This window comes from Roseibaca calidilacus (assembly GCF_001517585.1).
In the GTDB taxonomy this organism is placed as follows: Bacteria; Pseudomonadota; Alphaproteobacteria; order Rhodobacterales; family Rhodobacteraceae; genus Roseinatronobacter; species Roseinatronobacter calidilacus.
The window spans coordinates 106,258-132,880 of the sequence record NZ_FBYC01000001.1 but is presented as its reverse complement, the minus strand read 5'-3'; the positions used below and the strand labels follow the sequence as shown (position 1 = coordinate 132,880).

27 protein-coding genes and 1 tRNA gene are annotated in these 26,623 nt (G+C 62.2%); 16 read left to right on the top strand and 12 right to left on the bottom strand.

Going from position 1 to position 26,623, the window contains the following annotated elements:
- Window positions 1-52: 52 nt before the first annotated feature.
- The 4 genes from AWT76_RS00475 to ychF form a co-directional block, all read right to left on the bottom strand.
- Window positions 53-1,036 (bottom strand): TAXI family TRAP transporter solute-binding subunit, encoded by a 984-nt coding sequence (locus AWT76_RS00475; protein WP_072244238.1) that lies wholly within the window; start codon window positions 1,034-1,036, stop codon window positions 53-55.
- A gap of 193 nt (window positions 1,037-1,229) precedes the next feature.
- Entirely contained in the window at window positions 1,230-2,579 is a 1,350-nt protein-coding gene (locus AWT76_RS00470) for a sigma-54-dependent transcriptional regulator (RefSeq protein WP_072244237.1), read from the bottom strand.
- Window positions 2,576-4,420 carry a sensor histidine kinase gene (locus tag AWT76_RS00465; protein ID WP_082700034.1) on the bottom strand — a complete coding sequence of 615 codons (1,845 nt, stop codon included), beginning with the start codon at window positions 4,418-4,420 and terminating at the stop codon, window positions 2,576-2,578. The genes AWT76_RS00470 and AWT76_RS00465 overlap by 4 nt, the downstream gene beginning before the upstream one ends.
- A gap of 60 nt (window positions 4,421-4,480) precedes the next feature.
- On the bottom strand, window positions 4,481-5,578 hold the full coding sequence (gene ychF, locus AWT76_RS00460) for a redox-regulated ATPase YchF (RefSeq protein ID WP_072244236.1): 1,098 nt from the start codon (window positions 5,576-5,578) through the stop codon (window positions 4,481-4,483).
- 134 nt (window positions 5,579-5,712) lie between these two features.
- On the opposite strand from ychF, the gene trpA reads away from it, so the two are divergent.
- Complete coding sequence (gene trpA / locus AWT76_RS00455; RefSeq protein ID WP_072244235.1) at window positions 5,713-6,504, top strand: tryptophan synthase subunit alpha; 792 nt, start codon at window positions 5,713-5,715, stop codon at window positions 6,502-6,504.
- A 93-nt stretch (window positions 6,505-6,597) separates the two neighbouring features.
- Here trpA and dalA read toward each other — a convergent pair whose 3' ends face one another.
- Complete coding sequence (gene dalA, locus AWT76_RS00450; RefSeq protein WP_072244234.1) at window positions 6,598-7,143, bottom strand: divisome-associated lipoprotein DalA; 546 nt, start codon at window positions 7,141-7,143, stop codon at window positions 6,598-6,600.
- Window positions 7,144-7,412: 269 nt separating this feature from the next.
- Here dalA and AWT76_RS00445 point away from each other — a divergent pair, with 269 nt between their 5' ends.
- The gene (locus tag AWT76_RS00445) at window positions 7,413-7,610 is read left to right on the top strand and encodes a hypothetical protein (RefSeq protein WP_072244233.1); all 198 of its coding nucleotides are present in this window, start codon (window positions 7,413-7,415) and stop codon (window positions 7,608-7,610) included.
- 93 nt (window positions 7,611-7,703) lie between these two features.
- Here the strand turns inward: AWT76_RS00445 and hemH are convergent, their stop codons facing one another.
- Both hemH and AWT76_RS00435 read right to left on the bottom strand, forming a co-directional pair.
- The gene (gene hemH, locus AWT76_RS00440; RefSeq protein WP_245638749.1) at window positions 7,704-8,756 is read right to left on the bottom strand and encodes a ferrochelatase; all 1,053 of its coding nucleotides are present in this window, start codon (window positions 8,754-8,756) and stop codon (window positions 7,704-7,706) included.
- 113 nt (window positions 8,757-8,869) lie between these two features.
- Window positions 8,870-9,706, bottom strand: coding sequence for a methyltransferase domain-containing protein (locus tag AWT76_RS00435; protein ID WP_072244232.1), 837 nt, complete (start codon window positions 9,704-9,706; stop codon window positions 8,870-8,872).
- A gap of 49 nt (window positions 9,707-9,755) precedes the next feature.
- On the opposite strand from AWT76_RS00435, the gene AWT76_RS00430 reads away from it, so the two are divergent.
- The 6 genes from AWT76_RS00430 to AWT76_RS00405 are packed head-to-tail and all read left to right on the top strand — an operon-like array spanning window position 9,756 to window position 13,345.
- Window positions 9,756-10,508, top strand: a complete 753-nt coding sequence (locus tag AWT76_RS00430) for a double zinc ribbon domain-containing protein (protein WP_072244643.1) — start codon at window positions 9,756-9,758, stop codon at window positions 10,506-10,508.
- Window positions 10,509-10,551: 43 nt separating this feature from the next.
- Entirely contained in the window at window positions 10,552-10,809 is a 258-nt protein-coding gene (gene grxC, locus AWT76_RS00425) for a glutaredoxin 3 (protein WP_072244231.1), read from the top strand.
- Between the two features lie 12 nt (window positions 10,810-10,821).
- Entirely contained in the window at window positions 10,822-11,661 is an 840-nt protein-coding gene (locus AWT76_RS00420) for a carbon-nitrogen hydrolase family protein (RefSeq protein WP_072244641.1), read from the top strand.
- A gap of 38 nt (window positions 11,662-11,699) precedes the next feature.
- Window positions 11,700-12,089: a MarR family winged helix-turn-helix transcriptional regulator gene (locus AWT76_RS00415; RefSeq protein ID WP_072244640.1), complete on the top strand. Its 390-nt coding sequence runs from the start codon at window positions 11,700-11,702 to the stop codon at window positions 12,087-12,089.
- Between the two features lie 54 nt (window positions 12,090-12,143).
- A complete protein-coding gene (locus tag AWT76_RS00410; RefSeq protein ID WP_072244230.1) occupies window positions 12,144-12,704 on the top strand; it encodes a sigma-70 family RNA polymerase sigma factor in 561 nt (186 codons plus the stop codon).
- On the top strand, window positions 12,701-13,345 hold the full coding sequence (locus tag AWT76_RS00405) for an anti-sigma factor (RefSeq protein WP_072244229.1): 645 nt from the start codon (window positions 12,701-12,703) through the stop codon (window positions 13,343-13,345). Before AWT76_RS00410 ends, AWT76_RS00405 begins: the two co-directional genes overlap by 4 nt.
- An 87-nt stretch (window positions 13,346-13,432) precedes the next feature.
- Here the strand turns inward: AWT76_RS00405 and AWT76_RS00400 are convergent, their stop codons facing one another.
- A complete protein-coding gene (locus tag AWT76_RS00400; RefSeq protein ID WP_072244228.1) occupies window positions 13,433-14,659 on the bottom strand; it encodes an IS256 family transposase in 1,227 nt (408 codons plus the stop codon).
- Window positions 14,660-14,860: 201 nt separating this feature from the next.
- Between AWT76_RS00400 and AWT76_RS00395 the strand changes: the two genes are divergently transcribed.
- Entirely contained in the window at window positions 14,861-15,400 is a 540-nt protein-coding gene (locus tag AWT76_RS00395) for a fasciclin domain-containing protein (protein ID WP_072244227.1), read from the top strand.
- 34 nt (window positions 15,401-15,434) lie between these two features.
- Here AWT76_RS00395 and AWT76_RS00390 read toward each other — a convergent pair whose 3' ends face one another.
- Window positions 15,435-16,421 carry a complex I NDUFA9 subunit family protein gene (locus tag AWT76_RS00390; RefSeq protein ID WP_072244226.1) on the bottom strand — a complete coding sequence of 329 codons (987 nt, stop codon included), beginning with the start codon at window positions 16,419-16,421 and terminating at the stop codon, window positions 15,435-15,437.
- Between the two features lie 150 nt (window positions 16,422-16,571).
- Here AWT76_RS00390 and AWT76_RS00385 point away from each other — a divergent pair.
- Window positions 16,572-16,658, top strand: a tRNA-Leu gene (locus AWT76_RS00385).
- 246 nt (window positions 16,659-16,904) lie between these two features.
- Here the strand turns inward: AWT76_RS00385 and AWT76_RS00380 are convergent.
- The 3 genes from AWT76_RS00380 to AWT76_RS00370 are packed head-to-tail and all read right to left on the bottom strand — an operon-like array spanning window position 16,905 to window position 19,932.
- The gene (locus tag AWT76_RS00380; protein ID WP_072244225.1) at window positions 16,905-17,930 is read right to left on the bottom strand and encodes an ABC transporter substrate-binding protein; all 1,026 of its coding nucleotides are present in this window, start codon (window positions 17,928-17,930) and stop codon (window positions 16,905-16,907) included.
- A complete protein-coding gene (locus AWT76_RS00375; protein ID WP_072244224.1) occupies window positions 17,900-19,267 on the bottom strand; it encodes a sensor histidine kinase in 1,368 nt (455 codons plus the stop codon). Before AWT76_RS00375 ends, AWT76_RS00380 begins: the two co-directional genes overlap by 31 nt.
- On the bottom strand, window positions 19,264-19,932 hold the full coding sequence (locus AWT76_RS00370; protein WP_072244223.1) for a response regulator transcription factor: 669 nt from the start codon (window positions 19,930-19,932) through the stop codon (window positions 19,264-19,266). The genes AWT76_RS00375 and AWT76_RS00370 overlap by 4 nt, the downstream gene beginning before the upstream one ends.
- A 102-nt stretch (window positions 19,933-20,034) precedes the next feature.
- Here AWT76_RS00370 and AWT76_RS00365 point away from each other — a divergent pair, with 102 nt between their 5' ends.
- The 6 genes from AWT76_RS00365 to AWT76_RS00340 all read left to right on the top strand — a co-directional run bounded on the left by AWT76_RS00365 (window position 20,035) and on the right by AWT76_RS00340 (window position 26,608).
- Window positions 20,035-21,021: a tripartite tricarboxylate transporter substrate binding protein gene (locus tag AWT76_RS00365; RefSeq protein WP_072244222.1), complete on the top strand. Its 987-nt coding sequence runs from the start codon at window positions 20,035-20,037 to the stop codon at window positions 21,019-21,021.
- An 84-nt stretch (window positions 21,022-21,105) separates the two neighbouring features.
- On the top strand, window positions 21,106-21,594 hold the full coding sequence (locus tag AWT76_RS00360) for a tripartite tricarboxylate transporter TctB family protein (RefSeq protein ID WP_072244221.1): 489 nt from the start codon (window positions 21,106-21,108) through the stop codon (window positions 21,592-21,594).
- Window positions 21,595-21,606: 12 nt separating this feature from the next.
- Window positions 21,607-23,121: a tripartite tricarboxylate transporter permease gene (locus tag AWT76_RS00355; RefSeq protein ID WP_072244220.1), complete on the top strand. Its 1,515-nt coding sequence runs from the start codon at window positions 21,607-21,609 to the stop codon at window positions 23,119-23,121.
- The gene (locus tag AWT76_RS00350) at window positions 23,111-24,307 is read left to right on the top strand and encodes a CaiB/BaiF CoA transferase family protein (RefSeq protein WP_072244219.1); all 1,197 of its coding nucleotides are present in this window, start codon (window positions 23,111-23,113) and stop codon (window positions 24,305-24,307) included. Before AWT76_RS00355 ends, AWT76_RS00350 begins: the two co-directional genes overlap by 11 nt.
- Window positions 24,304-25,083, top strand: a complete 780-nt coding sequence (locus AWT76_RS00345) for a citryl-CoA lyase (RefSeq protein WP_072244218.1) — start codon at window positions 24,304-24,306, stop codon at window positions 25,081-25,083. Before AWT76_RS00350 ends, AWT76_RS00345 begins: the two co-directional genes overlap by 4 nt.
- A gap of 460 nt (window positions 25,084-25,543) precedes the next feature.
- Window positions 25,544-26,608 (top strand): LacI family DNA-binding transcriptional regulator, encoded by a 1,065-nt coding sequence (locus AWT76_RS00340; RefSeq protein ID WP_072244217.1) that lies wholly within the window; start codon window positions 25,544-25,546, stop codon window positions 26,606-26,608.
- Window positions 26,609-26,623: the final 15 nt, after the last annotated feature.

The following is a 26,623-nucleotide window of genomic DNA, read 5'->3' as shown; positions in this document are numbered from 1 at the left end:
CCCGGACGAAGGCCACCCCCGCAAACAGGGATGGCCCACTAAGGTCAGATTATTAGCCGCCGTAGATCATGTCGGCGGGAATATCCGCACCGGCATTTTCCTGGAACCAACGAGCCGCACCGGGGTGCCATTTCAGGACGTTGTTTTTGTCCCAATGCTCGGGCAGCGTGGAGCGTGCGGCGCGGTGAATGTTCACCATCCGCTCGTTGTCGGACATCACGACATTGGTTGCTTCATAGACAAAGCTTTCCGGCAGGTCGCAATTGGCCACAGCGAAGTTCCACATCGACACAGAGCGCGCAGGGGCTTCCAGCGTGGTGTAGGTGTCTGCCGCGATCTCGAACGCCGACACGGGGTATTCCGCAATGATCGCCGCTTGCTCTTCCTCGGTGAACTCGATGATGTTCACGTCGGTCTGCACTTCCAACTGGCTGACAGCGGGAACCGGCACACCAGCAGCGAAGGCGATCACATCCAGCAAGCCGTCCTGCAACTGGCCGCCCAAGTCGGACCAGCCGCCATTGCGGCGCTCGAAATTCACGCCCAGCGTTTCCAGCATACGCGGGAAATAGGTGTCAGAGGTGGACCCTGCCGGGCCAAAGCCGATGCGCGCGCCATCCGGGATTTCGGAGATCGAGGTGATACCCGAGGACGACAGCGCCGTCACGCTGAACGGCGTCTGATACATCGGGAACATGGCGCAAGCCTTGTCCATTGCCAGACCGGGGGCAATCGGGTTGGTGCCAGCCAGCGATTCTGCTGCCGGGCCCATCGTGGTCATACCGAATGCCGCGTCGCCCGTGTGGACCAGCGCCATGTTCTGCATTGGGCCACCGGTCACTTCGGCGCCGCCGGACATGCCCAGTTCTTCGGCCACAAGGTTCGCCCAGCCAGCGCCATAAGCGAAGAAGGTGCCGCCCTGGCTTGCCGTGCCAACGGTGAAGCTGGCAGGCCAGTCGGAACGGTCCTGCGCCTGCGCCATGGATGCGGTCACAAGAGCAGCAGCGGCCAAAGCCGTGAATTTGGTGTAACGCATGAAGATCCTCCCATGGATATGCGTATTTTCGCCGTCCCTGCCGCCCCCTCACTTGGGCCGCAGAGCACGCGGCAACAGGACAGGGCAGCACGGGCCATTGCAAGCGTGGCGAAGGGCGGAAATGACGTTAGCGCAATCAAATACAGCCGATGTGTAGAAATCTACCCATCACGCGCATGTCATGTGTCGAATGCTACTCATCCAAGGACGGGTCCTGAAACTGCGCCTTGTCAATGCCGTGGCGCATCAGCTTGTCATACAGCGCCTTGCGCGACAGCCCGAGCGATTCGTAGACGGGTTTCAGCGCGCCACGATGGCGAATCAACGCATCGACCAGCAATTTGCGTTCATGCGCGGCCATCATATCGGACAGCCGCCCCGTGCCGGTATCGGCGGCGGGCGCGTCCAGATCGGCCACGCCAAGCGCATGCCGTTCGGCCACATTGCGCAATTCGCGGACATTTCCGGGCCAATCCAGCCCGGAAAGCTGCGCCAGCATGGCGGGGTTCGGGCGTCGCGCGCTTAGGCTGTGGCGGGCCTGCGCGCTGGCCAAAAGCTGGGTGAACAGCGCGGGAATATCCTCTGCCCGGTCGCGCAGGGGCGGCACAGTCAGGCTGACCGCGTTCAGCCGATACAGCAGGTCCGACCGAAACCGGCCCTCGGCGACCAATGCTTCCAACGGCACACGGCTGGTGGCTATGAAACGCACATCCAACTCACGCAGGTCGTTCGACCCAAGCGGAGAGATCACGCGATCTTCCACCACGCGCAGGAACTTGGCTTGCAGGTCGGGCGGCATGGCGCCGATATCGTCCAGCAGAATCGTGCCGCCGCGGGCATGATCGAACTTGCCCGACCGTGATCGCAATGCGCCGGGAAAGGCCCCTGCCTCGTGCCCGAACAGCTCTGATTCGATCAGCGTTTCGGGCAATGCGCTACAGGTGATCGCCACGAAAGGCCGCGCCGCGCGCGCCGACATGTCATGCAGCGCGCGGGCGACCACTTCCTTGCCGGTGCCGGTTTCGCCCACGATCAGCACATCCGCATCTGACGGCCCGATGGTGCGGATCTGACGGCGCAGCGCAATCATCGCATTCGAGCGGCCCACAAGCCGCGCTTCCAGATCGTCCGCCTGCCCGGCGACCGCGCGCAGGCGGCGGTTGTCCAGCACCAGCTTGCGGTAGTCCAGCGCACGCGCGGCAATGCTGGCAAGCTGCGCACCGGAAAAGGGTTTCTCGATGAAATCATGCGCACCCTCGCGCATGGCGCGCACCGCCAGCGGCACATCGCCATGCCCGGTGATCAGGATGACCGGAATGTCGGGGTCGATTTCATGAATGCGGGTCATCAGGCTTAGCCCGTCCAACCCCGGCATACGAATATCGGTAATGACCACGCCCGCAAACCCTGCGGTCATGCGGTCAAGAACCGGTTCGGCGCTGGCAAAGCCTTGGGCGGTCAAACCGGCAAGGTCCAAAGCCTGTTCGGTCGAGTGACGCAGATCGGCATCATCGTCGATCAGGAACACCGTCGCGGAACTCATTCCGCGGCGTCCAATGCGGGATGGTCGGCTGCGCGCAGCACCAGCGTAAAGACCGCGCCGCCCTCGGGGTGGTTTGCCACGCTCAGGCTGCCACCGAAATCGCGCACGATGTTATAGGTAATCGACAGGCCCAGCCCCAACCCCTTGCCCACCTCCTTGGTGGAAAAGAACGGGTCGAAAATACGCGCTTGCAAGGCTTCGGGCACGCCGGGGCCGTGGTCGCGCAACGAGATTTCGACCATCTCTCCGCGCGCCGCCGCGCTCAGATGCAAACGGCGATCGTTGGAACCCTCTGTCACGTCCAGCGCGTTCGAGATCAGGTTCACCAGCACCTGCTGCAAACGCACCAGCCCGCCCGTGACCATTGGTGGCGGATCGCCCAAAGCCAGTTCCAGCATGACGCCCGCCTTGTCCAGCCGCCATGCCAGCACATCGCGCGCGCCCGCAACGGCCTCTGCCAAGGGCACCGGGCGAAGCTGTTCATTCGGTTTGCGGGCGAAATTGCGCAAGTGGCGGCTGATTCGGGTCATCCGGTCGATCATGCCAAGGATCTGGTGGATTGCGTCGCGCGCCTCTGGCCCGCGGTTGCGGTCCAGAAAGGCGGCGGCGTTTTCCGCGTAATTGCGCGCGGCGGCCAGCGGCTGGTTGAATTCATGGCTGAGTGCAGCCGACATCTGGCCCAGCGCGGCCAGCTTGCCGGCCTGCACCAGTTCAGCTTGGGTCTGGCGCAAGCGGTTCTCGGCCATGCGGCGTTCGGCCACTTCCTCTTGCAATGCGATATTGGTGCGCTTCAATTCCGAAGTGCGCTGGGCAACGCGGGCTTCCAGCTCTATGGCGGCGCGGCTTTGCACCGCCAGCCGTTCCGCCAATTGCCGCCGGCGCTGCCACAGGGCAAGGGCCGCCAGCCCCAACAGGCCCAGCCCCAGCGCGCCGGTGCTGACCAGCGTCAGGGCTTGGGCATAGGCGGCACCGGTGGGCAACAGCACCTGCATGGTCCAGCCCGCGCGCGGCATATGGGTTTGCAGGGCCAGAAACTCTTCGCGCGCGCCATCATCGGCAGTTGTGCGCAACACAGCATGCCCGCCGGGAACGGTTCCGGTGGTGTGGTCAATCTGGCCAATCTGGGCGCCAGCATAGCGGCGGGTTTCGCGCGTGCGGGCCAAGTTGTCCGGTGTCAGCGCACCAAATGTATGAAACAACCAATCAGGCCGATAGGACAGGAACACGATACCTTCGGTATCGGTCACGATAATGCGCAGATCCTCATAGGCCCAAGCGCGTTCGATCTGTTCAAGATCAATCTTTATGACCACCACGCCCAGACGGTCGCGCCCGAATTCAACCGGGGCACCAAAGTAATAGCCACGCCTGTTCGAAGTGGTGCCCAGCGCGTAAAAGCGCCCCAAGCCCCCTGCCATGGCCTCTTGGAAATAGGGGCGGAAGCTGAAATCCCCGCCGACAAAACTGCTGGGCTGGTCGTAATTGCTAGAGGCCAGCGTCACGCCTTCGCTATTCATGACGTAAATCACCGATGCGCCCGACCGCTCGGCATTTTCGCGCAGATGCTGATTGGCCGCATCGAGATGGGCCGGGTCATCGGGGTAGCGCAACAAGGCGCGCAGGGGCGGCTGTTCGGCCAAAAGCCCCGGCAGCCGTTCAAAGCGCGACAACAACCCTGACAGGCTGGATGCCGCCAATGTCAGCGTGCTGGACCCCCGTTCGTTCAGTTCGGCGAATTGGGCTTTCAGCGCGCGATCATAGGCAAGGCGGCTGGCCCCGATGGCCAGCAGCAGCGCAAATGCGCCCAACGCCCATAACAATCGCTGGTATCGCAAGGCCATCTGCCGCCCCGATCTGTCACACCCTAACAAGACACCTGAAGAGCGGCTCTTGTCAAACTGTCAGGCGTTGAACAGGAAATGCAGCACATCGCCATCCTGCACCGTGTAGGTCTTGCCCTCTACCCGGAATTTGCCCGCATCTTTCGCGCCCGCTTCGCCGCCATGGGTGACGTAATCGTCATAGGCCACGGTTTCGGCGCGGATGAAGCCGCGTTCAAAATCGCCATGGATGACGCCCGCCGCCTGCGGCGCCAACGTGCCGCGCGGGATGGTCCATGCGCGCGCTTCCTTGGGGCCGACGGTGAAATAGGTTTGCAGATCCAACAGCGCATAGCCTGCGCGGATCAGCCGGTCTAGGCCGGGTTCTTCCAGCCCCATTTCGGACAGGAACATCTCGGCCTCGTCCGCCGCCAATTGGCTGATTTCTTCCTCGATCTGGGCGGAAATCACCACATGGCCCGCACCTTGGGCCGCTGCCATCTCTGCCACGCGGGCGGATTGGGTGTTGCCATTGGCGGCCGCGCTTTCTTCCACGTTGCAGACATACAGCACCGGTTTCGAGGTCAGAAGCTGTAACATGCGCCATGCCTTGCGCTCGTCTGCCGCCACCTCGACCGTGCGGGCGGGCCGACCATCTTCCAGCGCAGTCAGGGCGCGGCGCAACAGCGCGTCTTGTTCGACCGCATCCTTGTCGCCACCGCGAATCTTGCGGGTCAGGTTGGCCAAACGCTTTTCAATCGAATCCATATCGGCGATCATCAACTCGGTCTCGATGGTTTCGGCATCGGCAACCGGGTCGATCTTGCCTTCGACATGGGTGACATCGTCATCTTCAAAACAGCGCAGCACATGGGCGATGGCATCGACTTCGCGGATATTGGCCAAGAACTGGTTGCCCAAGCCCTCGCCCTTGCTGGCCCCGCGCACCAGACCGGCAATGTCCACGAAGGTCATCCGCGTTGGGATGATCTCTTTCGATTTGCCGATCTCGGCCAGCTTGAACAGTCGCGCATCGGGCACAGCCACATCGCCCACATTGGGTTCGATGGTGCAGAACGGGAAATTCGCCGCCTGCGCGGCGGCAGTTTTGGTCAGCGCGTTGAACAGGGTCGATTTGCCAACATTGGGCAGACCAACGATTCCCATGCGAAAGCCCATGCTATCCCCCAAGGCTGCGTTTTGCCCGCTTCTAGGGTGTGACCCGCTTGGACACAAGCCCGACACGCTGCTTGGCCTGGCGATTGATTCTGCCCGCGATTTAGACCAAACCCGTAAAAAACCAGAGAGACGCCATGACCCGAATCGACACCACCTTTGCCAATTTGAAATCCGAAGGCCGCAAGGCCTTTGTTGCCTATATCATGGCGGGGGACCCCGATACCGCGACCTCTCTTGATATCATGCGCGGCTTGCCGGGCGCGGGCGTGGACATCATTGAACTGGGTGTGCCGTTCACCGACCCTATGGCAGACGGCCCCACCATTCAGCTTGCAGGCCAGCGCGCGCTGGAAGGCGGACAGACGCTGGAAAAGACCTTGCAGATGGTGCGCGATTTCCGCGCCGAAAACGACACCACCCCCATTGTGCTGATGGGGTATTACAACCCGATCTATTCGCGTGGGGTGGACCGGTTCTTGTCCGATGCCAAGACCGCGGGCGTGGACGGGCTGATCGTGGTCGATCTGCCGCCAGAGGAAGACAGCGAATTGTGCCTGCCCGCACAGGCTGCGGGGCTAAACTTTATCCGGCTGGCCACGCCCACCACGGATGCCGCGCGCCTGCCCAAGGTGCTGCAAAACACGTCTGGCTTTGTCTATTATGTATCTATCACCGGAATAACCGGGGCCGCGACCGCACAAGCCGCGAATGTCGGGCCAGAGGTGGCGCGAATCAAGGCCGCGACGGACCTGCCGGTGATCGTGGGTTTTGGCATTTCGACACCGGAAACAGCGCAGGACATTGCCAGCGTGGCCGATGGCTGCGTGGTCGGATCTGCCATCGTCAAGCAGATTGCAGACGGCAAGCCACTGGACGAGGTTATGGCCTATGTCGCGGCGTTGGCCGAAGGCGCGCACCGGGGCTAAATGACCCACAAGCACACTATGCGAAACCAGTGCATGGTTTCGCATGGTTCCTGATCTGCCAAAGCAAAGCGCGGAACCGATAGGCTACAAAGCCTATCGATCGACCACCGACATGATACTCTGCCCTTCGCCCAAGACCACGGCCCACCACAGTTTCCCGTTTTCGTCCTGATGCCAGCCGACACCCAGCTCTGTCGCGCGTGGGTCAAGGATGACCTGCCGGGTTTCCGGCTCGATCATCCAGGCGTTGACGGTTTCGATCTCTGTCTCGAAGGTTTCGGAAATCAATTCGCCCACGAACGCGCCTTGATAGCCCGCGCGCTGCGCGCGCTGAATCGGGCTGGACCCGTCCGAGCCCCAATGCCACGGGCGCTGCTGGAACGACATGTCCTGCGCGTGGGTCGCCCCGGCACTGGCTAATTCCAGACTGCTGGTCAGCGTGGGCAGTCCGTTTTGCGCGCGCATGGTGTTGATGCCGTCCTGCATACGCTGGCGCACGCGCGGCGCGTCATTTGGTCCAATCCGGTAGACCACGGGAATCGGCTTGCCATCCGGACCCATCCGCATCGGGGTGTTCGTGGTGGTGCAGGCGCTCAGACCAAGAACAACTAGCAACAACGGAGCAAGAAAACGCATCATAAGAACTTTCCGGGTGGCGACCGACCGACCCTTAGCGGTTTAAACGCGCCGATTCAAACACAACTCGGCGTGAACATGGCGTTGGGCGGGCTTTGGGTTAGGCTTATGGTCGGAAAGTGTTGCGAAATTGACGACGCAGCCGAAATCTAAGGTAAGGGGCACAAGCGGCACGTTGCGTTCGACAGCAGAAAATGGTTTTTCCCAAGATACGACATTTCGTCTTGGGAGTCGGCACAAATGGTATGTGTCGGCGCATTCTGGAGGTTACTATGAAGAAGATCGCACTCGCAGCTGCTCTGTCGATGGCCGCAACGACCGCTTTCGCTGGCGGCATGGGCGGCAAGTACAAAGAGCCGGTTATCGAACCTGCTGTTGTCGTCGAAGACGTGAAGTCGTCCTCGGCTTCCGGCATCATCGTTCCGCTGATGCTGCTGCTGGTTGTCGCTGCTGCCGCTGCTTCGCGCTAAGCACTGCGAAACAACATGTGAAAAATGGCGGGCCTTGGCCCGCCATTTTTTATTTCCACCTATGACATCGGGCGCGGCAACTGGCCGCGACGTTTACGACCAGCCCGACAGGTTTTCGTCAATCACCTCTGCCAGCGCGGCAATATGCATCGCATCATCGTTCAGGCACGGAATATAGGTGAAGTGCTCGCCGCCCGCTTCCTCGAAGCTTTCGCAGATCTCCTCGTTGATCTCTTCCAAAGTCTCGATGCAATCCGCCGAAAACGCCGGTGCGATCACCGCCAACCGCTTCACCCCTTGCTTGGCCAGATCGGCCACATGGTCGACCGTGTAGGGACGCAGCCAGCCTTCGGGACCGAACACCGACTGGAACGTGGTCTGGATGGACCCTTCGGGCCAGCCCAGTTCCTCGCGCAGCAGGCGCGTGGTTTTCTGGCACTGACAATGGTAGGGGTCACCTTCCATCAGGTAGCGTTTCGGCATTCCGTGATAGGATGCCACCAGCACTTCGGGCTTTTCCTCCATCGCGTCATAAGCCCGCTGCACCGATGCCGCGAGCGCCTTGATGTAGGACGGGTGTTCGAAATAGGGCGCAACGGTGCGCACGGCGGGTTGCCATTTCTGCGTCATCAGCGCGCGGAAAAACTGGTCGCAGGCCGTGGCAGAGGTTGCCCCGGCATAATGTGGATATAGCGGGAAGAACAGGATCTTCTCACACCCGGCTTTGACCATTTCATCCACTTTAGAAGGCGTGGACGGGTTGCCATAGCGCATACAAAAATCAACCATAACATTGTCGCCATATTTTTCGGCAACGGCTTCGGCGATCTTGGCGGTCTGGTCCTTGGTGATGGTCAGAAGCGGGCTTTCATTCTTGTCCATGTTCCAGATGGATTTGTAATTCGCCCCAGAGGTGAACGGCCGCTTGGTCAGGATTACCAGTTGCAACAGGGGTTGCCACAGCCATGCGGGGTAATCGACCACACGCTTGTCGGACAGGAATTCGTTCAGGTAGCGCCGCATCGACCAGTAGTCATAATTGTCGGGCGTGCCCAGATTGGCAACCAATACCCCGATCTTGGCTTGCGGCACAGCGGGATGGTCGGCCTCTGCATGGGCAAGCCGCCCGGTGCCGGGCTGGTCCATATGGACCGGGCATTTCGCCATGGTCGGAACGGGCTTTGCATCTAGCATGGCTTCGTCTTTCATCTCACCGTCTCCTGAACACTGTGTCGGACATAGCGGATTTTCGCACGGATTCAATCTTTCGGCGGAATTTTCACGGCATCCGGCAAGGGCACTTCCGTGGCTCCCAACGCATCGGCAAGTCGTGATGTCGCGGAACCGGGACGCAACGGTTTGGGCTGGTCGGCAGAGGGTGCCCAGCCTGACAGAAAGATCAGCTCGAACCCTGCCATACATGCCCCATCGGGGGTTGCGAAGCTGCCTGCATACAGCCTGCGCGCTTTGGAAAACAGCGCGCGCGGGGTCAATTGGCGGGGCCGCGCGGCCAGCGCATTGCGCTCTCCCATCGCGCGCAAATCGGAAAATAGCGTATTCAGGTCGCGGTATGCGACGTTTTGGCGCAACGAATCTGCGACGGGCAGGGCAAAGCCCGCCCGCTGCAAAGCCGCGCCCAAATCGCGGATTTCGGCCATGGGTAGAATGCGCGCGCTAAGCCCGCCGCGCAATTCCGATTCCGCCTGCGCCAGAACGGCGCGCAACTCTGCCAATGTCTGCCCACCGAACAGAACCCCCAGAAACAGCCCATCGGGCTGCAAGGCGCGGCGCGCCTGCACCAACTGCCCGATCGGGTCGTCGGCCCAATGCAAGGCCATGGCGTGGATGACCAGATCATGCGCCCCCTCGACCAAGTCCAGCACGGGCGTATCGGGCACAACGCGCGCGCCCGGTAACAGATCCCCCCAATGGCCCGGAAACCCGGTCACGATGGCTGGCGCGGTAAAGGTTCTGTTAACCACCGACAGCCTATCCTGAAGCTCCTCGCGGGCCAGATCGTGCAGAAACATCGGGCCCTTGGCACGGGCACGGTTGCGCAGCAATGCCGCGCGGTCGGTCAGGCGGGGGGTGGTCATGGCGGCGTTATCCTAATGGTGCAGGGGATGTAGGTCGGGAATGGGCAAAATGCAAAACGCAACCGGGCAGGCGCTGCACCAAGCCGGACGTGCGGCGCTGCGTGTGCTTTACCCGCCACAATGCGTGACCTGCGAGATGTTGGTCGCAGAAGAAGGGATGCTTTGCCCAGCCTGCTGGCGCGAAATGCCCTTCATAGACGGGCTGTGTTGCGATGCCTGCGGCCTGCCGCTGCCGGGCACCGACCCCGGAACCCCGGTGCATTGCGACGAATGCCTGACCCTCGCCCGCCCATGGGAACAGGGGCGCGCCGCGCTGCTATATGGCGACAAAGCGCGCAAACTGCTGCTGGGGCTGAAATATTACGACCGGCTGGACCATGTGCCCGCCGCCGCGCGCTGGATGGCGCGCGCCGCGCGCCCGCTGTTGCGCCCGGGCATGTTGGTCGCCCCGATTCCGCTGCATTGGACACGGTTTTTGAAACGGCGCTACAATCAGGCGGCTGAACTTAGCCGCGCACTGGCGCGGATGCATGGGCTGGAGCATTGCCCCGACCTGTTGCGCCGCACCCGCGCCACCGGCACGCAGGACGGACGCGGGCGGCTGGGGCGCTTCAGCAACATGCAGGACGCTTTCGCCCCGCACCCCCGACAAGGGCCGCGTTTGGGCGGGCGCGATATTCTGCTGGTCGATGATGTGATGACCGCCGGTGCCACTTTTGCCGCCGCTGCCGAATGTTGTCTGGCCCATGGTGCGGCATCGGTGCGGGTTGTGGCATTGGCACGCGTTGCACGAGCGGAATGATCCTCTATAGTGCGCAGAACACACGCGCTGACAAAGGGTCGCCATGCAACCGATTGAAATCTATACGTCGCCTCTTTGTGGTTTTTGCCACGCCGCCAAGCGGTTGCTAACCCAGAAGGGTGCCAGCTTTTCTGAGATCGACATTGCCCGCGACCCCGACCGCCGCCCCGAGATGATGAAACGTGCAGGCGGCAAGCATACTGTGCCGCAGATTTTCATCGGCGCGACCCATGTTGGCGGTTGCGACGAACTTTACGCGCTGGAGCGCGCCGGCAAGCTAGATGCGCTGCTGAAAGGCTGACCCGTCATGACCCTGCGTGCGGCGCTATTGCAACTTTGTTCCAGCGATGATCCGGCTGCGAACCTGCCCAACACCATCGCCCTGTTGCGACAAGCGCAAGCGGACGGCGCACAAATCGCGCTGACGCCCGAGGTGACGAATTGCGTCTCGACATCGCGCGCGGGGCAAAACGCGGTGTTGCAGACAGAGGAGGATGACCAGACCCTTGCCGCCATCCGCACATTGGCCGCAGAACTGGGGCTGTGGGTGCTGATCGGGTCGCTTGCGCTGAAAACCGGCGACGCGGACGGGCGTTTTGCCAACCGGTGCTTCCTGATTGGCCCAGATGGCGCGATCACAGCGCGATATGACAAGATTCATATGTTCGACGTGCAGGTGTCGGAAACCGAAACCTACCACGAATCCGCCGCGTTTCGGCCCGGCGACCGGGCGGTGGTGGTAGACACACCTTTCGCGCGGCTGGGGCTGAGCATCTGCTACGACCTGCGTTTTCCGATGCTTTACCGGTCCCTGGCACAAGCCGGCGCAGAGGTCATCTGCGTTCCCGCCGCGTTCAGCCCGGTGACCGGGGCCGCCCATTGGCTAAGCCTGCTGCGCGCCCGCGCCATTGAAAACGGCGCATTCGTTCTGGCCCCTGCGCAAACCGGGCTGCACAAGGCCCGCGATGGCCGCGAGCGGCGCACCCATGGGCATGGCATGGTCATCGCGCCATGGGGCGAGGTTTTGCTGGACATGGGGCGCGACCCCGGTGTCGCGTTGGTTGATCTGGACCTTGCGCGCGTCCAGGATGCGCGCGCCCGCGTTCCCTCGCTGGAGCATGACCGCGACTTTCTACCACCGGAGGTGTCGTGACCTCTGACGTTGGAAATGCGTTGTTCAGCGAATTGCTGATGGCCGATCAACTGGTGCGCAACCGGCTATCCAAGGTGCTGCCCAAGGGCATGGAACTGTCGCATTTCGGGGTGCTGAACCTGCTGGCGCGCCTGCAAACCGAACGCACCCCCGCCGAACTGGCGCGCGCATTCCATGTCACCCGCGGGGCCATGACCAATACGCTGACCAAGCTGGAATGGGCCGGCTATGTCCATATCCGCCCCGATTGGGACGATGCCCGCCGCAAGCTGGTGTCGATCAGCCCCTCGGGAAAGGCGGCGCGCGATGCGGCCTTGGCGGCCATCAGCCCCCTGATTGACGATATCGCGCAGTCGCTGGGCGACGCGCGGGTGCGCCAAACCATTCCGGTTCTGCGTGAAATCCGGCTTCGGCTGGAAGGGGAATGAGTTGCCTCACCACAGTGCCGTGCTACCCTTCGCGTCAGACAAGCGGGGCGACACGTGACAGATGACATATCAATCTTGCTGCAACGGCTTGCCACGCAGGACCGGTCCGCACTTCGGTCGCTTTATCCTTTGGTCGCCCCGAAACTCATGGGGCTGTTGACGCGTATGCTAGGGGACAGGGCCGAAGCGGAAGATGCCCTGCAAGAGGTGATGATTCGCCTATGGCAACGCGCCGCCAGCTATGATCCGCAGAAAGGCACTGGCTTGGGTTGGATTTGCGCCATAGCCCGCAATCATGCATTGGACCGTCTGCGCGCGCGCCCCGCCGCGCGGGGCCGTCGCATGGTCAGTGGCGGCGAGGATAGCGATATCCTTGACACAATCGCCGACCCAGCAATGGGCGTCGAGGACACAACCATGCTGCGCGCCCGGATGCAGGCGGTACTGGCCTGTTTCGGCGAATTGCCCGAGGACCGCGCCCGCGCGGTCAAGGGGGCCTATCTGATGGGCTTGTCGTATCAGGATCTGGCCACGCAATTTGACGTGCCGCTAAATACCATGCGCACATGGCTGCGTCGGGCGCTTATCAGTCTGCGGGAGTGTCTGGACCGATGACCACAGCCCCCAAAGATGATGACGACCTGCTGGCCGCAGAATATGTGCTGGGCTTGCTGGGCCGAGAAGAATGGCGCGCGGCCGACCAGCGTGCTGCCACCGACGGGGCATTCGCTGCGCGCGTGCGCGCATGGGAAGTGCGGCTGGCCCCCTTGAACGCCGAATTCCCCGAACTGTCCGCCCCCAACCTGTTGCCCCAGATAGAGGCACGGCTGTTTCCGGCCCCGACGCGCCGCCGCAATCTGTGGCGCTGGCTGGGGGCGGGGTCGCTTGTTGGCGCGTTGGCTTTGGGGCTGGTGGTGCTGTCGCCCGTATTGCGCACCCCGCCTGCGCCCCTGCTGACCGCCGAACTGGTGGCAGAGGATCGCGCCTTGGTTCTGGCCGCACGTTTTGATGGCACGCAGCTAAGCCTAAACGCCGAAGGACCGCCTGCCGGAGAGGGGCAGGATTACGAGCTATGGGTGATCGGAGCGGATGGCGTGCCGTCCTCTTTGGGGCTGTTGCAGGATGGCGTTCTGACCCGAGAGGCCGCGCTTCAAGCGGGTCAGGTTCTGGCCGTCAGTCTTGAACCGGCAGGCGGGTCAACCACCGGCGCGCCCACAGGGCCGGTCTTGGCAACGGCAGAGTTGCGAGGCGGGTAACGCGTCTGTGATCTGCGTTCTGGTCGTGTCGCGAATGCTGTGGAAATTTCCTGGCGGCCATCTCCGGGCATGTGATCTTTCGGTTTCTCAGGCGGCGAGGTCAAGAGGCATGGGTTCGAGGGGCTGAGACAAGGTTTCCCAGCCATCGACCTTGCGCATCTGGATCTGGCCGGAGGCGAGCAGCGCCCAGAGCAGCATGGGCACGGTCTCTGCGCAGGGCAGCACGGTCTGGGTCTTGATGCGGCGGCGGAATTCCCCGTTCAGGCGCTCGATGGCGTTGGTGGTCCGGGCCGATTTCCATTGTGACGGGTCGAGGCGGGTGAAGGTGAAGAGCCGATCTCCGGCTTCCTCCAGACTGTCAGCGACCGCACGGCACTTTAGCCGCCATTTGCGCAGGAAGGCCTTTCGGCGCGTCTCAATCTCGGCCGCGGTGTCGGCATAGATCATGTCGCGGTAGTCCTCGGTCAACTCGTCGTGGAGGTGCTTCGGGGCATGGGCCAGGAGGTTGCGATGCTTGTGAACCGTGCAGCGCTGGATCGGCAGGTCCTCGCCCCACAGCGCCACGAGGGTGGCCTCCAGTCCCGGGGCGCCGTCGACGATCACGAATTCGGGCCGCTTCAAGCCCCGTGCATCGAGGTCATCGAGGAACTGCCGCCATGCGGCCTTGCTCTCCCCGCCCATATTCCTGATGGAAAGCAGCACCTTCTGACCATCGCGGCGCACCCCGATTGCGGCCAGCACCGAGATGTTCGTGGCTTTCCGGTCCAGCCGGGTCTTGATCACGGTGCCATCGAGGATCAGCCGGACGATATCCTCGTCGGCCAAGTTACGCGCGGACCAGGCGTCCCAGTCGACCTTCACCTTGCGCCAGGCACGGCTGACCACGTCCTTGCTGACGGCACCCTCGAACAGCCCGAACAGCGCTCGCTTGACGCGCCGGGTGTTCGTACCTGCGAGATAGACCGCTGCGATGAGGGCCTCGGCCTTCTTCGTCAGCCGCTGGTATCGGGGCAGCGCTTTCGACCGCCACTCCGTTACCTTGCCTGTCTCATCTGCAACGCGGGCGCGAGGCACGATGACCGTCTCAGTCCCGAAGGTGCCGGTGAGTTGCCGTTCTCGGTGCCCGTGGCGATACCCTTTCGTGACTCCATCGCCCAGGTCATAGCGAAGACGGCCGAGGAAGCTGGCAAGCTCCTCCTCGAACACGGCTTCGATGGTCGCACGGACGTTCGCCCGCAACCGATCCTCGATCGGGTCAAACCCGGCCTCATGGGCCAGTAGCGCAAAGCTCGCAGTGTCGGTAATCTGGTTCATGGCGTGATCTCCCTGGCGGTTGCAGCCGCCGGTTGGGTGGGTGTCAGTTCACCCGGAGATTACGCCGCCCTCGAATTTCCACCAACTCCGAGACACGACCTGCGTTCTGCGCAATCCTGAAACTTGGCCGAAGTCTCTTTCGTTTCCGTGGCATGGGCGCGAAACGCGCCCGGCAATCTGCCATAACAGGAGAGAGAGACAATGAAACTTGCAACACTGACCGCCACCATCGCGCTGGCCGCCGGCGCCGCTTTCGCCAACCCCATGGTCGGCGGCGCGCCGATGCTGGAAACCCGCAATATCGTGGAAAACGCGGTCAACTCTGAAGATCACACAACTTTGGTTGCTGCCGTGCAGGCCGCCGATCTGGTCGATGCGCTGCAAGGCCCCGGCCCGATGACCGTCTTTGCCCCGGTCAATGCCGCTTTCGATGCCCTGCCCGCTGGCACGGTCGACACGCTGCTGATGCCGGAAAACAAGGGGATGCTGCAAAAAGTGCTGACGGCGCATGTCGTCGCGGGCAAGCTGTCCGGCGAAGACCTGATGCGCCGCGCGCGCAACAGCGCAGACGGGTTCTTCCACATGGAAACCCTGTCGGGTGATGCACTTAGCGCCCAGATGCGCGGCAGCACCCTTTGGATCTACGACGAATCAGGCAACGCTGGCCGGGTGACCATCAGCGATGTGAACCAGTCGAACGGCGTGATCCATGTGGTCGATAGCGTGCTGGTGCCGCGCTAAACCACTTGCGGCGCGCCTATTTGGGCGCGCCGTCCTAACCTTTGCGCAAACGCTCTGCGGATTCGTGGATCGCCTTGTATTGGCCACCAACCCGGTAGACATACAGGTAATCCGGCAGGATCGCCGACATTGGCGTCGGTGTCAGGCCCAGTTCTACAAAGCCACGCGCGTCCTTACTGACCACATTGTCCCGCGCCAGATTGCGCACTTGATCGCGGGTCAGCACCCCGTTGGTGAACAGTCCAAAGCTGATCTTTTGCAGAATGTCGAAGATGGTGCCCATGATCTTTGCCGCAAAGAACGGCACATGGACCAAAACGCGTTTGCGCCGGATCTCGGCCAGCATCTGCACCATCAGATCGCGGAAGCTGGCCACATCCGGGCCACCCAATTCGTAGATGCCCGGCGCAGCGCCCTGTGTCAGCGCCAACTCGGCAGCGGCGGCCACGTCATCGACATAGACGGGCTGGAAGCGCGTCTTGGCCCCCACCACGGGCAGGAACGGGCTGAACCGCGCCATCCCTGCGAACCGGTTGAAAAACTGATCCTCGGTTCCGAACACGACCGAAGGACGCAGGATAACCGCACCCGGCATCGCAGCTTGCACCAGCGCCTCGCCCTCTGCCTTGCTGCGCTGATACAGGCTGTCGGATTTGGCATCCGCACCGATGGCAGAGATATGCACCATCGTGGCAATCCCCTGCTCTGCCGCGATCCGCGCGATCCGCCCAGCGCCGTCGGCCTGCACGGCGTCGAAACGGTTCTTGCCCACTTCGCCCAGAATGCCCACGCAATTGACGACCGCATCGGCCCCTTGCAGCACCGCGCGAACGGATGCATCGTCGCGAATATTGCAGAACACGGGTTCGACCTGTCCGGGCGCGCCGTAAGGTTTGACATGCAGCGCTTCGTTCGGGCGGCGAACGGCGACGCGCACACGCCAGCCGGCCTTGGCCATGCGCCGCGCAATATAGCGCCCGACAAACCCCGAGCCGCCATAGATCGTGACCAGTTTCGACATGCCGACCTCCGCCTGTGTTGCGCCCTGTGAATACAGCCGCAGAGCAGGCGCGGCAAGGGTGCTGCGCTTTTTTCAAAGGGCACACGAATTTCCGCATTTCAGCCGTTGACAGTGCCGCACGCCAATTCTAAAAGCTGCGCTACGCAACCTGCCCAGGTGGCGGAACTGGTAGACGCGCTAGCTTCAGGTGCTAGTGCCCGTACGGGCGTGGAGGTTCGAGTCCTCTCCTGGGCACCATTTATCCCAAGAAAGTGTTTGGATAGAATGGCAAATCACGCGGGCAGGTTGCGTTCCACCTCATACTAACGCAGGTTTCGTACTTGGCGCTGGCAGGGTGTTTAGGCCCATTGCCTGAGCCGTCTAGTGCCAGATTTGCACAACCCCCCTTCTGAAATCCGTCATTCGCCCCATTCAGCATTCCCGCCCAACGACGGTGGGTGTCGGCGTCTTGGTGGCCGGGGCGGACCGTCAATGCGCCTGCCGTCATTGGATCATTGCGTTGTTCCATTCGAGCAGAAACGAACGCCGGTTTAACGGGTCCAGATAGGTCAGAAGTGCCGGACCCAAGCGAATAGGCCCAAACCCGAGCGACGCCCTTTCCCCCGCTTCGTTCAAGGACGGCAGCCCCCAAGGTCCGGGTTCAGAGCGCAAAGCAAGCCTGCTCAGCAGGTCGATCATCGCCCCTGCGCCCTCTGCATCCTGCACCGTGGCGGGAATGAACATGGTGCGCAGCATCACATTGGAAAAATCCTGCATTCGGATCACCTGCATATTCCCGCCAGACCCAAGGGCCAGTTCTTCGGCGGCATAGCTGCCCAGCACGTTATACGCCAAGGCCAGCCGACCTGCGGCCACATCCTCTATCATGTCCGAAGAACAGCAATACAGCCGGGTATCAAGCCGCCCCATCACTTCATTCAAACGCCAGAAGGCATCGGTCGAGCGGTCCTCTTGGGTGGCAAACAGATAGCCCAGCCCGCTATTGCGAACGTCATAGGTTCCAATACGCCCAACAAACCGCTCCGGGTTATCGCGCAGCATGGCGATCAGGTCTTGCCGGGTCGTTGGCAAATCAAGCCCCTGAAGGCTTGCACTGTTTATGACCACTACGGCAGGCTCGGTGGTAAACGCATAGATCAAATCTCGCCAGCGCGCCCATTCCGGCAGCGCATCGGTCTGGTCGGACCGATAGGGCAGCGCGAAGCCGTCATTCACAAGTTGGAACTGCAAATCCATCGCGGATGATATGACCAGATCGGCCTGCGCGCCCTGCCGAATGGCCTGATGCAGGTCGCTGGAGGACATCACGGTGTAATCTACCCCGATCTCCGGGTGCTCTTCTTGAAAGCTGCGGATATAGGGTACGAACACGGCAAGATCAGTGGTCGAAACAATCCGCAACAGGCGGTCGCTTGTTCCAAGGAATACGCGCTGGTCCTCTATGGTTTGCGCCTTTAGCGGCGCGCACCATGTCAGAATCAGGCCAAGGGCAAGATAAGCGAAACGCATGCGCCACTCCCTGTTTCGGCATTGGTCAATTCAACGCGCCCACCATGGGCGCGTAACACCTCTGCGGCGATGGTCAGCCCCAACCCCGAGCCGACAATACCCGCAACATTCGTGCCACGCCGGAAGCGATCGGTCAGTTCGCATGTCGGGCCGTGGCCCAGACCCGGCCCCTCATCACGGACGGTCAGCCACGCCTCTTGCCCGACGGGTTCGACATGCAGGGTAACAGTCGTTTCTTCGGGGGAATACTTTATGGCATTGTCCAGCACGTTGCGTATGGCGCTTTCCAACAACACGGAATCGCCCAAGATGGGGGTCAGTGTCAGCACCAGCTCCAAACGGATATCGCGCATATCGGCTGTCGGCTCCATCCCGGCGGCAGTTAGCGCCGCAATCTCGGCAAGGTCCAACTTGTCGCGCGCAAGGTCTTCGACCCGATAGGCGACCGTTGCGTGATCCAGCAACTGCCCGGCAGATCGTGCGCTTTCATCAACCGCGCGAATAATACGGCGCAGGCGTTCTTTCTCGGTATCGTCAGACACGGTGCGCAAAGCAATCTCTGCTTGGGTGCGCACCGTTGCAAGCGGCGTGCGCACCCGGTGCGCGGCTTCGGCGATGAAATCCTCAGAGCGCCTGATGGACTGGCGCAAGCGTTCCATCAGGCGGTTGAGTGCATCCAGAAGCGGCGCCAGATCTGCCGGGGCCGGGCGCATGAGCGGGCGTAAATCGAATGGGCCGCGCCGCGAGACAGCGGCGGCAATGGTGTTCAATGGGCGCAGCGACACGCGCACGGCGACGGCAGACAATGCCACGGCCACCAAGAAAAACGCCACGGACAAGACACCGGCCAACCAAGATATTTCGGACGTGACCGCATCGACCCCATCGCGAGTTTGCGCCACTGTCACCGTAACCGCCACCCGATCTATGCCCACAAGCACCAGCCGCGTGATAGATGCCATTCGGATCTGGGCACCGCGATAGGCCCCTGTATCAAAGACGACCTGTCCAAGGGCACCGTCAGATGGCTTGGGCAGGTCTTCATAGCCTGTCAGCATCCGACCGCTTGCTTCGACACGATAGAACACCCTGTCTTCGCTGATTGCACCCAGCATGGCGAAAGCGGCATAGGGCAGTTCCAGCCGGACCTCGCCTTGCTCGCTGCGCAGGGTTTCGGCAATCGTGGTGGTCGAGGCCGCGAGAACGTTGTCCTGCGTTTTTGCTGCGGCTTGCGTTGCAAGGCTTGTGACCATGCCCCAACTGAGCAGCGAAAGGGCCGCGGCAACACCCGCCAGCAGAAGTGTCAGCCGTTCCCCGATAGAGGCCGTGCGGATCATGCTGCGTCCGCATCCATGCGATACCCAAGACCGCGCACCGTTTCTATGCGCAGCCCCATGCCATCAATACGGCGGCGCAGACGACCGACATAGACCTCTATGGCGTTTTCCGTCACCTCTGCATCGTAGGAAAACAAATGATCCATCACCTGCGCTTTTGACAGAATCTGTCCCGGATGCCGGGCGAAAATTTCCAGCAGGCGAATCTCGCGGCTGCGCAGAGCAAGCGATATACCGTTGTATTGCAAGGTTCCGGCCAGCGGATCGAACAATGCCGCGCCAAGCGCGATCTGGTTGCGCGCCAACCCGCCCCTACGGCGCAGAACGGCACGGCACCGCGCTTCCAACTCTGAAAAGTCGAACGGTTTTGTAATGTAGTCATCCGCCCCCTGATCCAACGCCCCCACCCGGTCTGACACCTGCGCCCGTGCGGTCAGCACGATGACCGGGGTTTGCAAATGCGCGCGGCTGCGGACCAGAAATTCGCGCCCATCGCCATCGGGCAGCATGACATCCAGCAAGATCAGATCGTAGCTGGCAACGGCAAGACAGTCCTCTGCCTGTGCCAATGTGGCGGCATGATCTATCGCGTGACCATCCAGCGCCAGCCGCTTGACCACGGCCTCGGCCAGTTCGGCGTTATCTTCGACCAGCAAATACCGCACGCGTTGTCCCTTTTGCGCCCGTGTCAGGCTTCTGTCAGCTTTCTATGTTCTTCACATAACCATGGGCGGCAGAGGACCGCCTGTCAAATGGGAGGAATACCAATGAACACCTTTGGGTGGACCCGTCGCGCGGTCATCGCAGCGGCAACCGCAACCGTGGCACTGGGCGGCGCTGTTCAGGCACAAGCCGAGCAGATGATGGATGCCGTGCATTTCCTGATCCCCGGCGGCGCTGGTGGCGGCTGGGACGGCACCGCGCGCGGCACGGGCGAGGCGCTGGTCAATTCCGGGCTGGTCGACAATGCAACCTTTGAGAACCTGTCGGGCGGCGGCGGTGGTGTGGCCATTGCCAACCTGATCGAGAATGCCGAGTCCAGCCACGGCACGCTGATGGTCAATTCGACCCCCATCGTGATCCGCGCGCTGACGGGCGAGATTTCGCAGAGCTTCCGCGACCTGACCATGGTGGCCGGCACCGTGGGCGATTATGCGGCCCTTGTCGTGACCGCGGACAGCCCGCTGCAAAGCATGGAAGACGCGCTGGCCAGCTACCGCGAAGCACCGATGGATTTCGCCATTGGCGGCGGGTCGGTTCCCGGCGGGATGGACCATCTGGTCGCCGCCATCGTGATGCAGGGCGCGGGCGAAGACCCGACCGCCTTCAACTATATCGGCTATGACGCGGGCGGCGAGGCCATGGCGGGCCTTCTGTCGGGCGAGATTGATGCGCTATCCACCGGGTTCTCGGAAGCGATTGCGCTGGCCGAGCAGGGCGAAGTGCGCATTCTGGGCGTGACCGCGCCAGAGCGCGTGCCCGCCTATGACGCAGCCCCCACCTTTGCCGAGCAAGGCATCGAAGCGGAATTCGTGAACTGGCGCGGTTTCTTCGCCGCCCCCGGCCTGCCTGAGGAACAACTGACCGCCTACCAGGACATGCTGGCCACGATGATGGAAACCCCCGAATGGGAAGCCGTGCGCGCGCGCATGGGTCTGGTCAATATCTACCGGCCCGGCGACGATTTCACCGCCTTCCTTGAAACGCAGGAAAAGCAACTGGGCGACCTGATGCGCGATCTGGGCTTCCTCTGATCTGTTAGCCCACCACGCGGCTGGCCTGCCCTTGTGCTGGGCCAGCCGCATCCCATTCAGAACATCGACAAAGGGGGAAACCCGATGGCGCTCGATCGCTGGATCGCGCTGGCCTTTATCGCGCTTGTATGCGTGTATGGCTACGCGGCATTCTTCACCATGGACGATACGCTTCCGCCCATTTTGCGGCGCAATCCGATCTGGCCGTCGACCTTCCCAAAGATCTTGACCGTCTTGGGCCTGATCGTGGGGCTGATCGTGCTGTTCAGCCCGAAACCCGGTGGCCCGCAACCTGCCAAAGACGGCGCAATCGACCTGACACGTTTGGGCGATTACCACATCTGGCAGGCCATTGCTCTGCTGGCGCTAATGGTTGCTTATGCCCTGATGCTGCGGCCCGTGGGCTTTGTGGGCGCGACTGTTGGTTTTCTGGTCATCGGGTCGCTGCTGCTGGGCGAGCGGCGCTTTCACATCCTGCTGCCGGTCGCGGGCATTGCCGTGGGGTCCATCTGGTATCTGGTGCAAGAGGTGTTGGGGATATTCCTGCGCCCTTGGCCTGCCATGTTCATGTAAGGGGACGCTAAGATGCTTGAAGGTTTGCTTATCGGCCTGACCGCCGCGATTTCCCCGTTCAACCTGTTGATGGTGGTTCTGGGCTGCCTGATCGGCACCCTGATCGGCATGTTGCCGGGTCTGGGGCCCATGTCCATCATCGCCATCATGATCCCCGTGGCCATCGGCATCGGCGATCCAACCGCGGCGCTGATCTTGTTGTCGGGCGTCTATTACGGCGCTATTTTCGGGGGCTCGACCAGTTCCATCTTGCTGAACGCTCCCGGCGTGGCAGGCACAGTCGCCACCAGCTTTGACGGCTACCCGATGGCGCGCAAGGGCCAAGCGGGCAAAGCGTTGACCATTGCCGCCATCGCCAGTTTCGCGGGCGGCACCATTGGCGCGATCCTGCTGATGGTGTTCGCGCCTGCGCTGTCATCCGTGGCGCTGTTGTTCCACTCGGCAGAATATTTCGCGCTGATGGTGGTGGGCCTGTCGGCCATCGCCGCCTTCGCGGGCACCGGACAGGTCGCCAAGGCGCTGATGATGACCATTCTGGGCCTGATCCTTGGGACCGTGGGCGAAGGCGCGCTGTCGAACATGCCGCGCTTCACCTTTGGGATGATGGACCTGCAATCGGGCTTTTCCTTCATCACCTTGGCCATGGCCATGTTCGCGCTGCCCGAAGCCTTGTTTCTGGTCATGAACCCCGCCCGCGCCGCAAGCGGCGACGGCGGCAAGATCGACAACCTGCGCATCAACCGCGCCGAAGCCAAAATCATTGCCCCCGTGATCGGGCGGCAATCCTTGCAGGGCTTTTTCATCGGCGTTCTGCCCGGAGCGGGGGCGACCATCGCCAGCTTTCTGGGCTACGCGGTCGAACGCAACTTGGCCACCAAGGAAGAACAGGCTGAATTTGGCAAAGGGTCTCTGAAAGGGCTGGCGGCGCCGGAAACCGCCAATAACGCGGCGTGCACCGGGTCTTTTGTGCCGCTGCTGACGCTGGGCATTCCCGGCTCTGGCACCACCGCCATTCTGCTGGGCGCGCTGCTGGCGTTGAATGTCACACCGGGGCCACGGCTGATGACCGATACGCCTGACGTGTTCTGGGCGGTCATCATCTCAATGTATATCGGCAATCTGGTTCTGCTAATCCTGAACCTGCCGTTGATCCCCTATATCGCCAAGATCCTGACCATTCCGCGCACCTTCTTGATTCCGTTCATCTTGTTCTTCACCCTGATGGGCAGCTATCTGGGTCAGAACAATTCCACGGAACTGCTGATCTTGGTGGGCTTTGGCGTGGTCGCCACCATCCTGCGCTTTGCCGATTTCCCACTGGCACCGCTGCTGATCGGGTTCATCCTTGGCACCATGCTGGAAGACAACTTTGCCCGCGCTATGCAGCTGTATAAGGGTTTCGGGTTCATCCTAGAGCGGCCGCTGACGCTGGGTCTGCTGGTGCTGGCGCTGCTCCTGGTGTTGTTGCCCAGCTACCGGGGCTATATAGCCCGCAAACGCGCCGAGGGCGTGGCCGATGGCGACTGACCCGCTGGCCGGCATCACGGTTCTGGACCTGACGAATGTGCTGGCCGGACCGTTTGCCTGTCACCAACTGGCCCATCTGGGGGCCGATGTCATCAAGGTAGAAACCGTGGGCCGGGGTGATCTGGCCCGCAACCTTGGCGCGGACCCTGCGCTTTCGGCGCAGGGAATGGGCATCAGCTTTCTGGCGCAGAATGCGGGCAAACGCTCGCTGACGTTAAACCTGAAAGACCCTCGCGGCAAAGAAGCGTTGCGTCGGTTGGTGCGCCGCGCCGATGTGCTGGTCGAGAATTTTCGCCCCGGCGTGATGGACCGGCTGGGGCTGGGGTTTGACGCGCTCAAGGCAGAGAACCCGAACCTGATCTATTGCGCGATCTCGGGCTTTGGCCAAACCGGGCCATGGGCGACGCGCCCCGCCTATGACCAGATCGTACAAGGCGCATCGGGCGTCATGTCGGTGACGGGCGCGGCGGACGGCACCCCAACCCGCGTGGGTTATCCGCTTGCCGATACCGTGGGCGGGCTGACCGCCGCCATGACCATTTGCGCCGCGCTAAACGCCAACCCGCGCGGCGCTTTCATCGACATTCCCATGGTCGATGCGGTGCTGGCCACTATGGGCTGGGTCGTGTCGAACCACCTGATCGGCGGGATCACGCCAGAGCGGCAGGGCAATGAAAACCCAACATCTGCCCCGTCGGGTGCCTTTCAATGCGCCGATGGATTGTTGAACATAGCCGCCAACAAGGACGAACAATGGCAGGCGCTGGCCCAACACTTGGGCCGGGCCGACCTGCTGGAGCACCCGGATTTTGCCACGCGCGAAGACCGCAAGCGCAACCGCCTGCGCCTGCGCGCCGAACTGGAAACCGTGCTGACCACCCGCCCGGCCAGCGACTGGGCCGATGCGCTGAACGCCATCGGCGTGCCTGCGGGCGCAGTTATGTCCGTGCCAGATATTCTGTCCCATCCGCAGATTACAACGCGCGATCTGCTGGCGCGGTTCGACAACACGCCCGGCGTAGGCCGCGCGATTGACGTGTTGCGCATCGGCGCTTTGATAAATGGCGTGCGCCCGGCAGTTGCAACACCGCCCCCTGCCCTCGGCGCAGATAGCGACGCGATCTTGCGCGACTTGGGCTATAGCGCGCAAGACATCGCAACCTTTCGGGCAGAGGGCGTGACATGACAGACAACAAGGACGTTTCCGATTGGTGGCGCACGAAGATCATCGACATGGAACCGGGGCGCATTCATCTGCGCGGCCAGCCGGTGCAAGACCTGATCGGCACTATGGGTTTTGCGCAGATGATCTGGCTGATGGTCATGGGCGAACAGATTGACGGACCGCATGCAAAACTGTTCGAGGCCGCGCTTGTCGCCGCGGTGGACCATGGCCCGCAAGCCCCCTCCATCGCCGCCGCGCGCATGGCCGCGACCTGCGGCGTGGGGCTGCAATCGGCCATGGCCACAGGGTTGAACATGCTGGGCGATGTGCATGGCGGCGCGGGTGAACAGGCGGTCGCGCTGTATCAGCGCGCGCTGGACGCAGGGCCAGATAGCCTGGCCGCAACACTCGACACATGGCGCGCCACCCATGGCCGCTATCTGCCGGGCTTCGGCCACCGCTTTCACAAACCTGTTGACCCACGCGCGCCCCGCCTGCTGGCGCTGGTGGATGAGGCGGCCAGCCAAGGTGTGGTCAGTGGCGCCGTCGCCCGCATAGCCCGCGCAATAGAGGAGCATCTGGCCACCGAGCGCGGCAAACCCGTGCCGATGAATATCGACGGGGCGACGGCGGTAATCTATGCCGAACTTGGCTGCCCGCCGCCTTTGGCGCGGGGCTTTTTCGGATTGTCACGCAGCGTCGGGATTCTGGCCCATGCGTGGGAGCAGATCGAACAAGGTGGGCGCAACAAAGGACCAACCCCACCAACCTATCGCTGGACCTATGATCCGGACTGACAAACGCGCCCGCGCTTTTGCAACATGTCATGCTTAGTGGCGGTTGGCTGCCCGCAATGCCCCCGGCCCACCCATGCCCAAACGCGCTGTAAGACCTGCGTGCAAGCCTTCCGTATGGCGGCAATCGCGCGTGGGCAATCCGCGCACACGGCGTAAATTTTTCCCCGGACCAAAAGGGATGGCCCGTGTTGGCACGCGGGGCGTAGAATAAAAAAACCGCGTCGCGTGTTTACGGGGATTGCAGGGGGTGCTTTTCAAAATCACCCTCCGCCTGCAATCGCGCCAAGCATTGCTAGACTGTCCATTCTGCGCCCCACAGCTATGCAAACGATAAGTGCAGATGCCCGAAGTCCAACTGCGGTCATAAGCCCTGCCATCCGCCCCGAGTGAAGAAATTCGGCGAAAGCGGTTGCCGAAACCGGTTTCGGAGCCGAATTTCAGAATTGGGAGGACGAATCACATGCAAATTTGCGGAGATACGCCGCGATCTGGGCAGCCCAAACGGGTGCGGCTTGTCGACCTAGCCGCACAGCTTGGGTTGACCAAGGGCACGGTGAGCCGGGCGTTGAACGACCATCCCGATATTTCCGACCGCACCCGGATGCGCGTGCGCAAGGCCGCCGAGAAACTGGGCTACCGCCCGCTCAGCCATGCGCAGGCCATTCGCACAGGGCGCGTGCGGTCGCTGGGGCTGGTGTTGCAGGTCAATGAACATGATGCGCACCGTCCCTTCGTGGCAGAGTTTCTGGCAGGGTTGTCGGAAGCTGCCTCTGCCGAGGATTGGACGCTGACGGTCGCGACCGCCAGCAGCGACAACCAGACGCTGGAATTGCTGGACCGCCTGACCGCAGAGAAAAAGGCCGATGGTTTCATCCTGCCGCGCACCAAGCTGACCGACCCGCGCATAGAGTTTCTGCGCGCGCGCAATGTGCCGTTCGTTCTGTATGGCCGGACCGCTGACACGCAAGGTTGCGCATGGTTCGACATTGAAAGCGAAAAATCCATCGAGGACGCGGTAACATTGCTGGCAGGGCTGGGGCACCAGCGCATCGGCTTTGTGCCGGGGGCAGAGGGCTATACCTATGCCAAGCTGCGCCATGACGGTTTCATGGCCGGATTGGCGCGAAACGGGTTGGAACATGACCCGCAACTGATTGCCCGGCCTGCAATGGCGCGGATTGCGGGCGCGGCCTCTGCCGCGAGCCTGCTGGACTTGCCCAATCCGCCCAGCGCGATTGTCTGTTCTGTCGATGCGGCGGCGCTGGGTGTCTATGATGCTGCGCGCCACAGGGGGCTTCGCATTGGCACCGACCTGTCGGTCATTTCCTATGACGGCATTCCGGAAACCACGCTGCTGGACCCGCCGCTGTCGACCTACCGGGTCGATACGCGCGCCGCGGGGGCACGGCTTGCCAACCTGCTGATACGGCGCTGCCGCGGGGCTGCGCCAGAGGATTTGCGAGAATTGGGCCGCGCGGCGTTTCAGTCGCGCGGGTCACACGGGGTTGCGCCGGGTGCGGCGTAGTCCATCAACCAACTG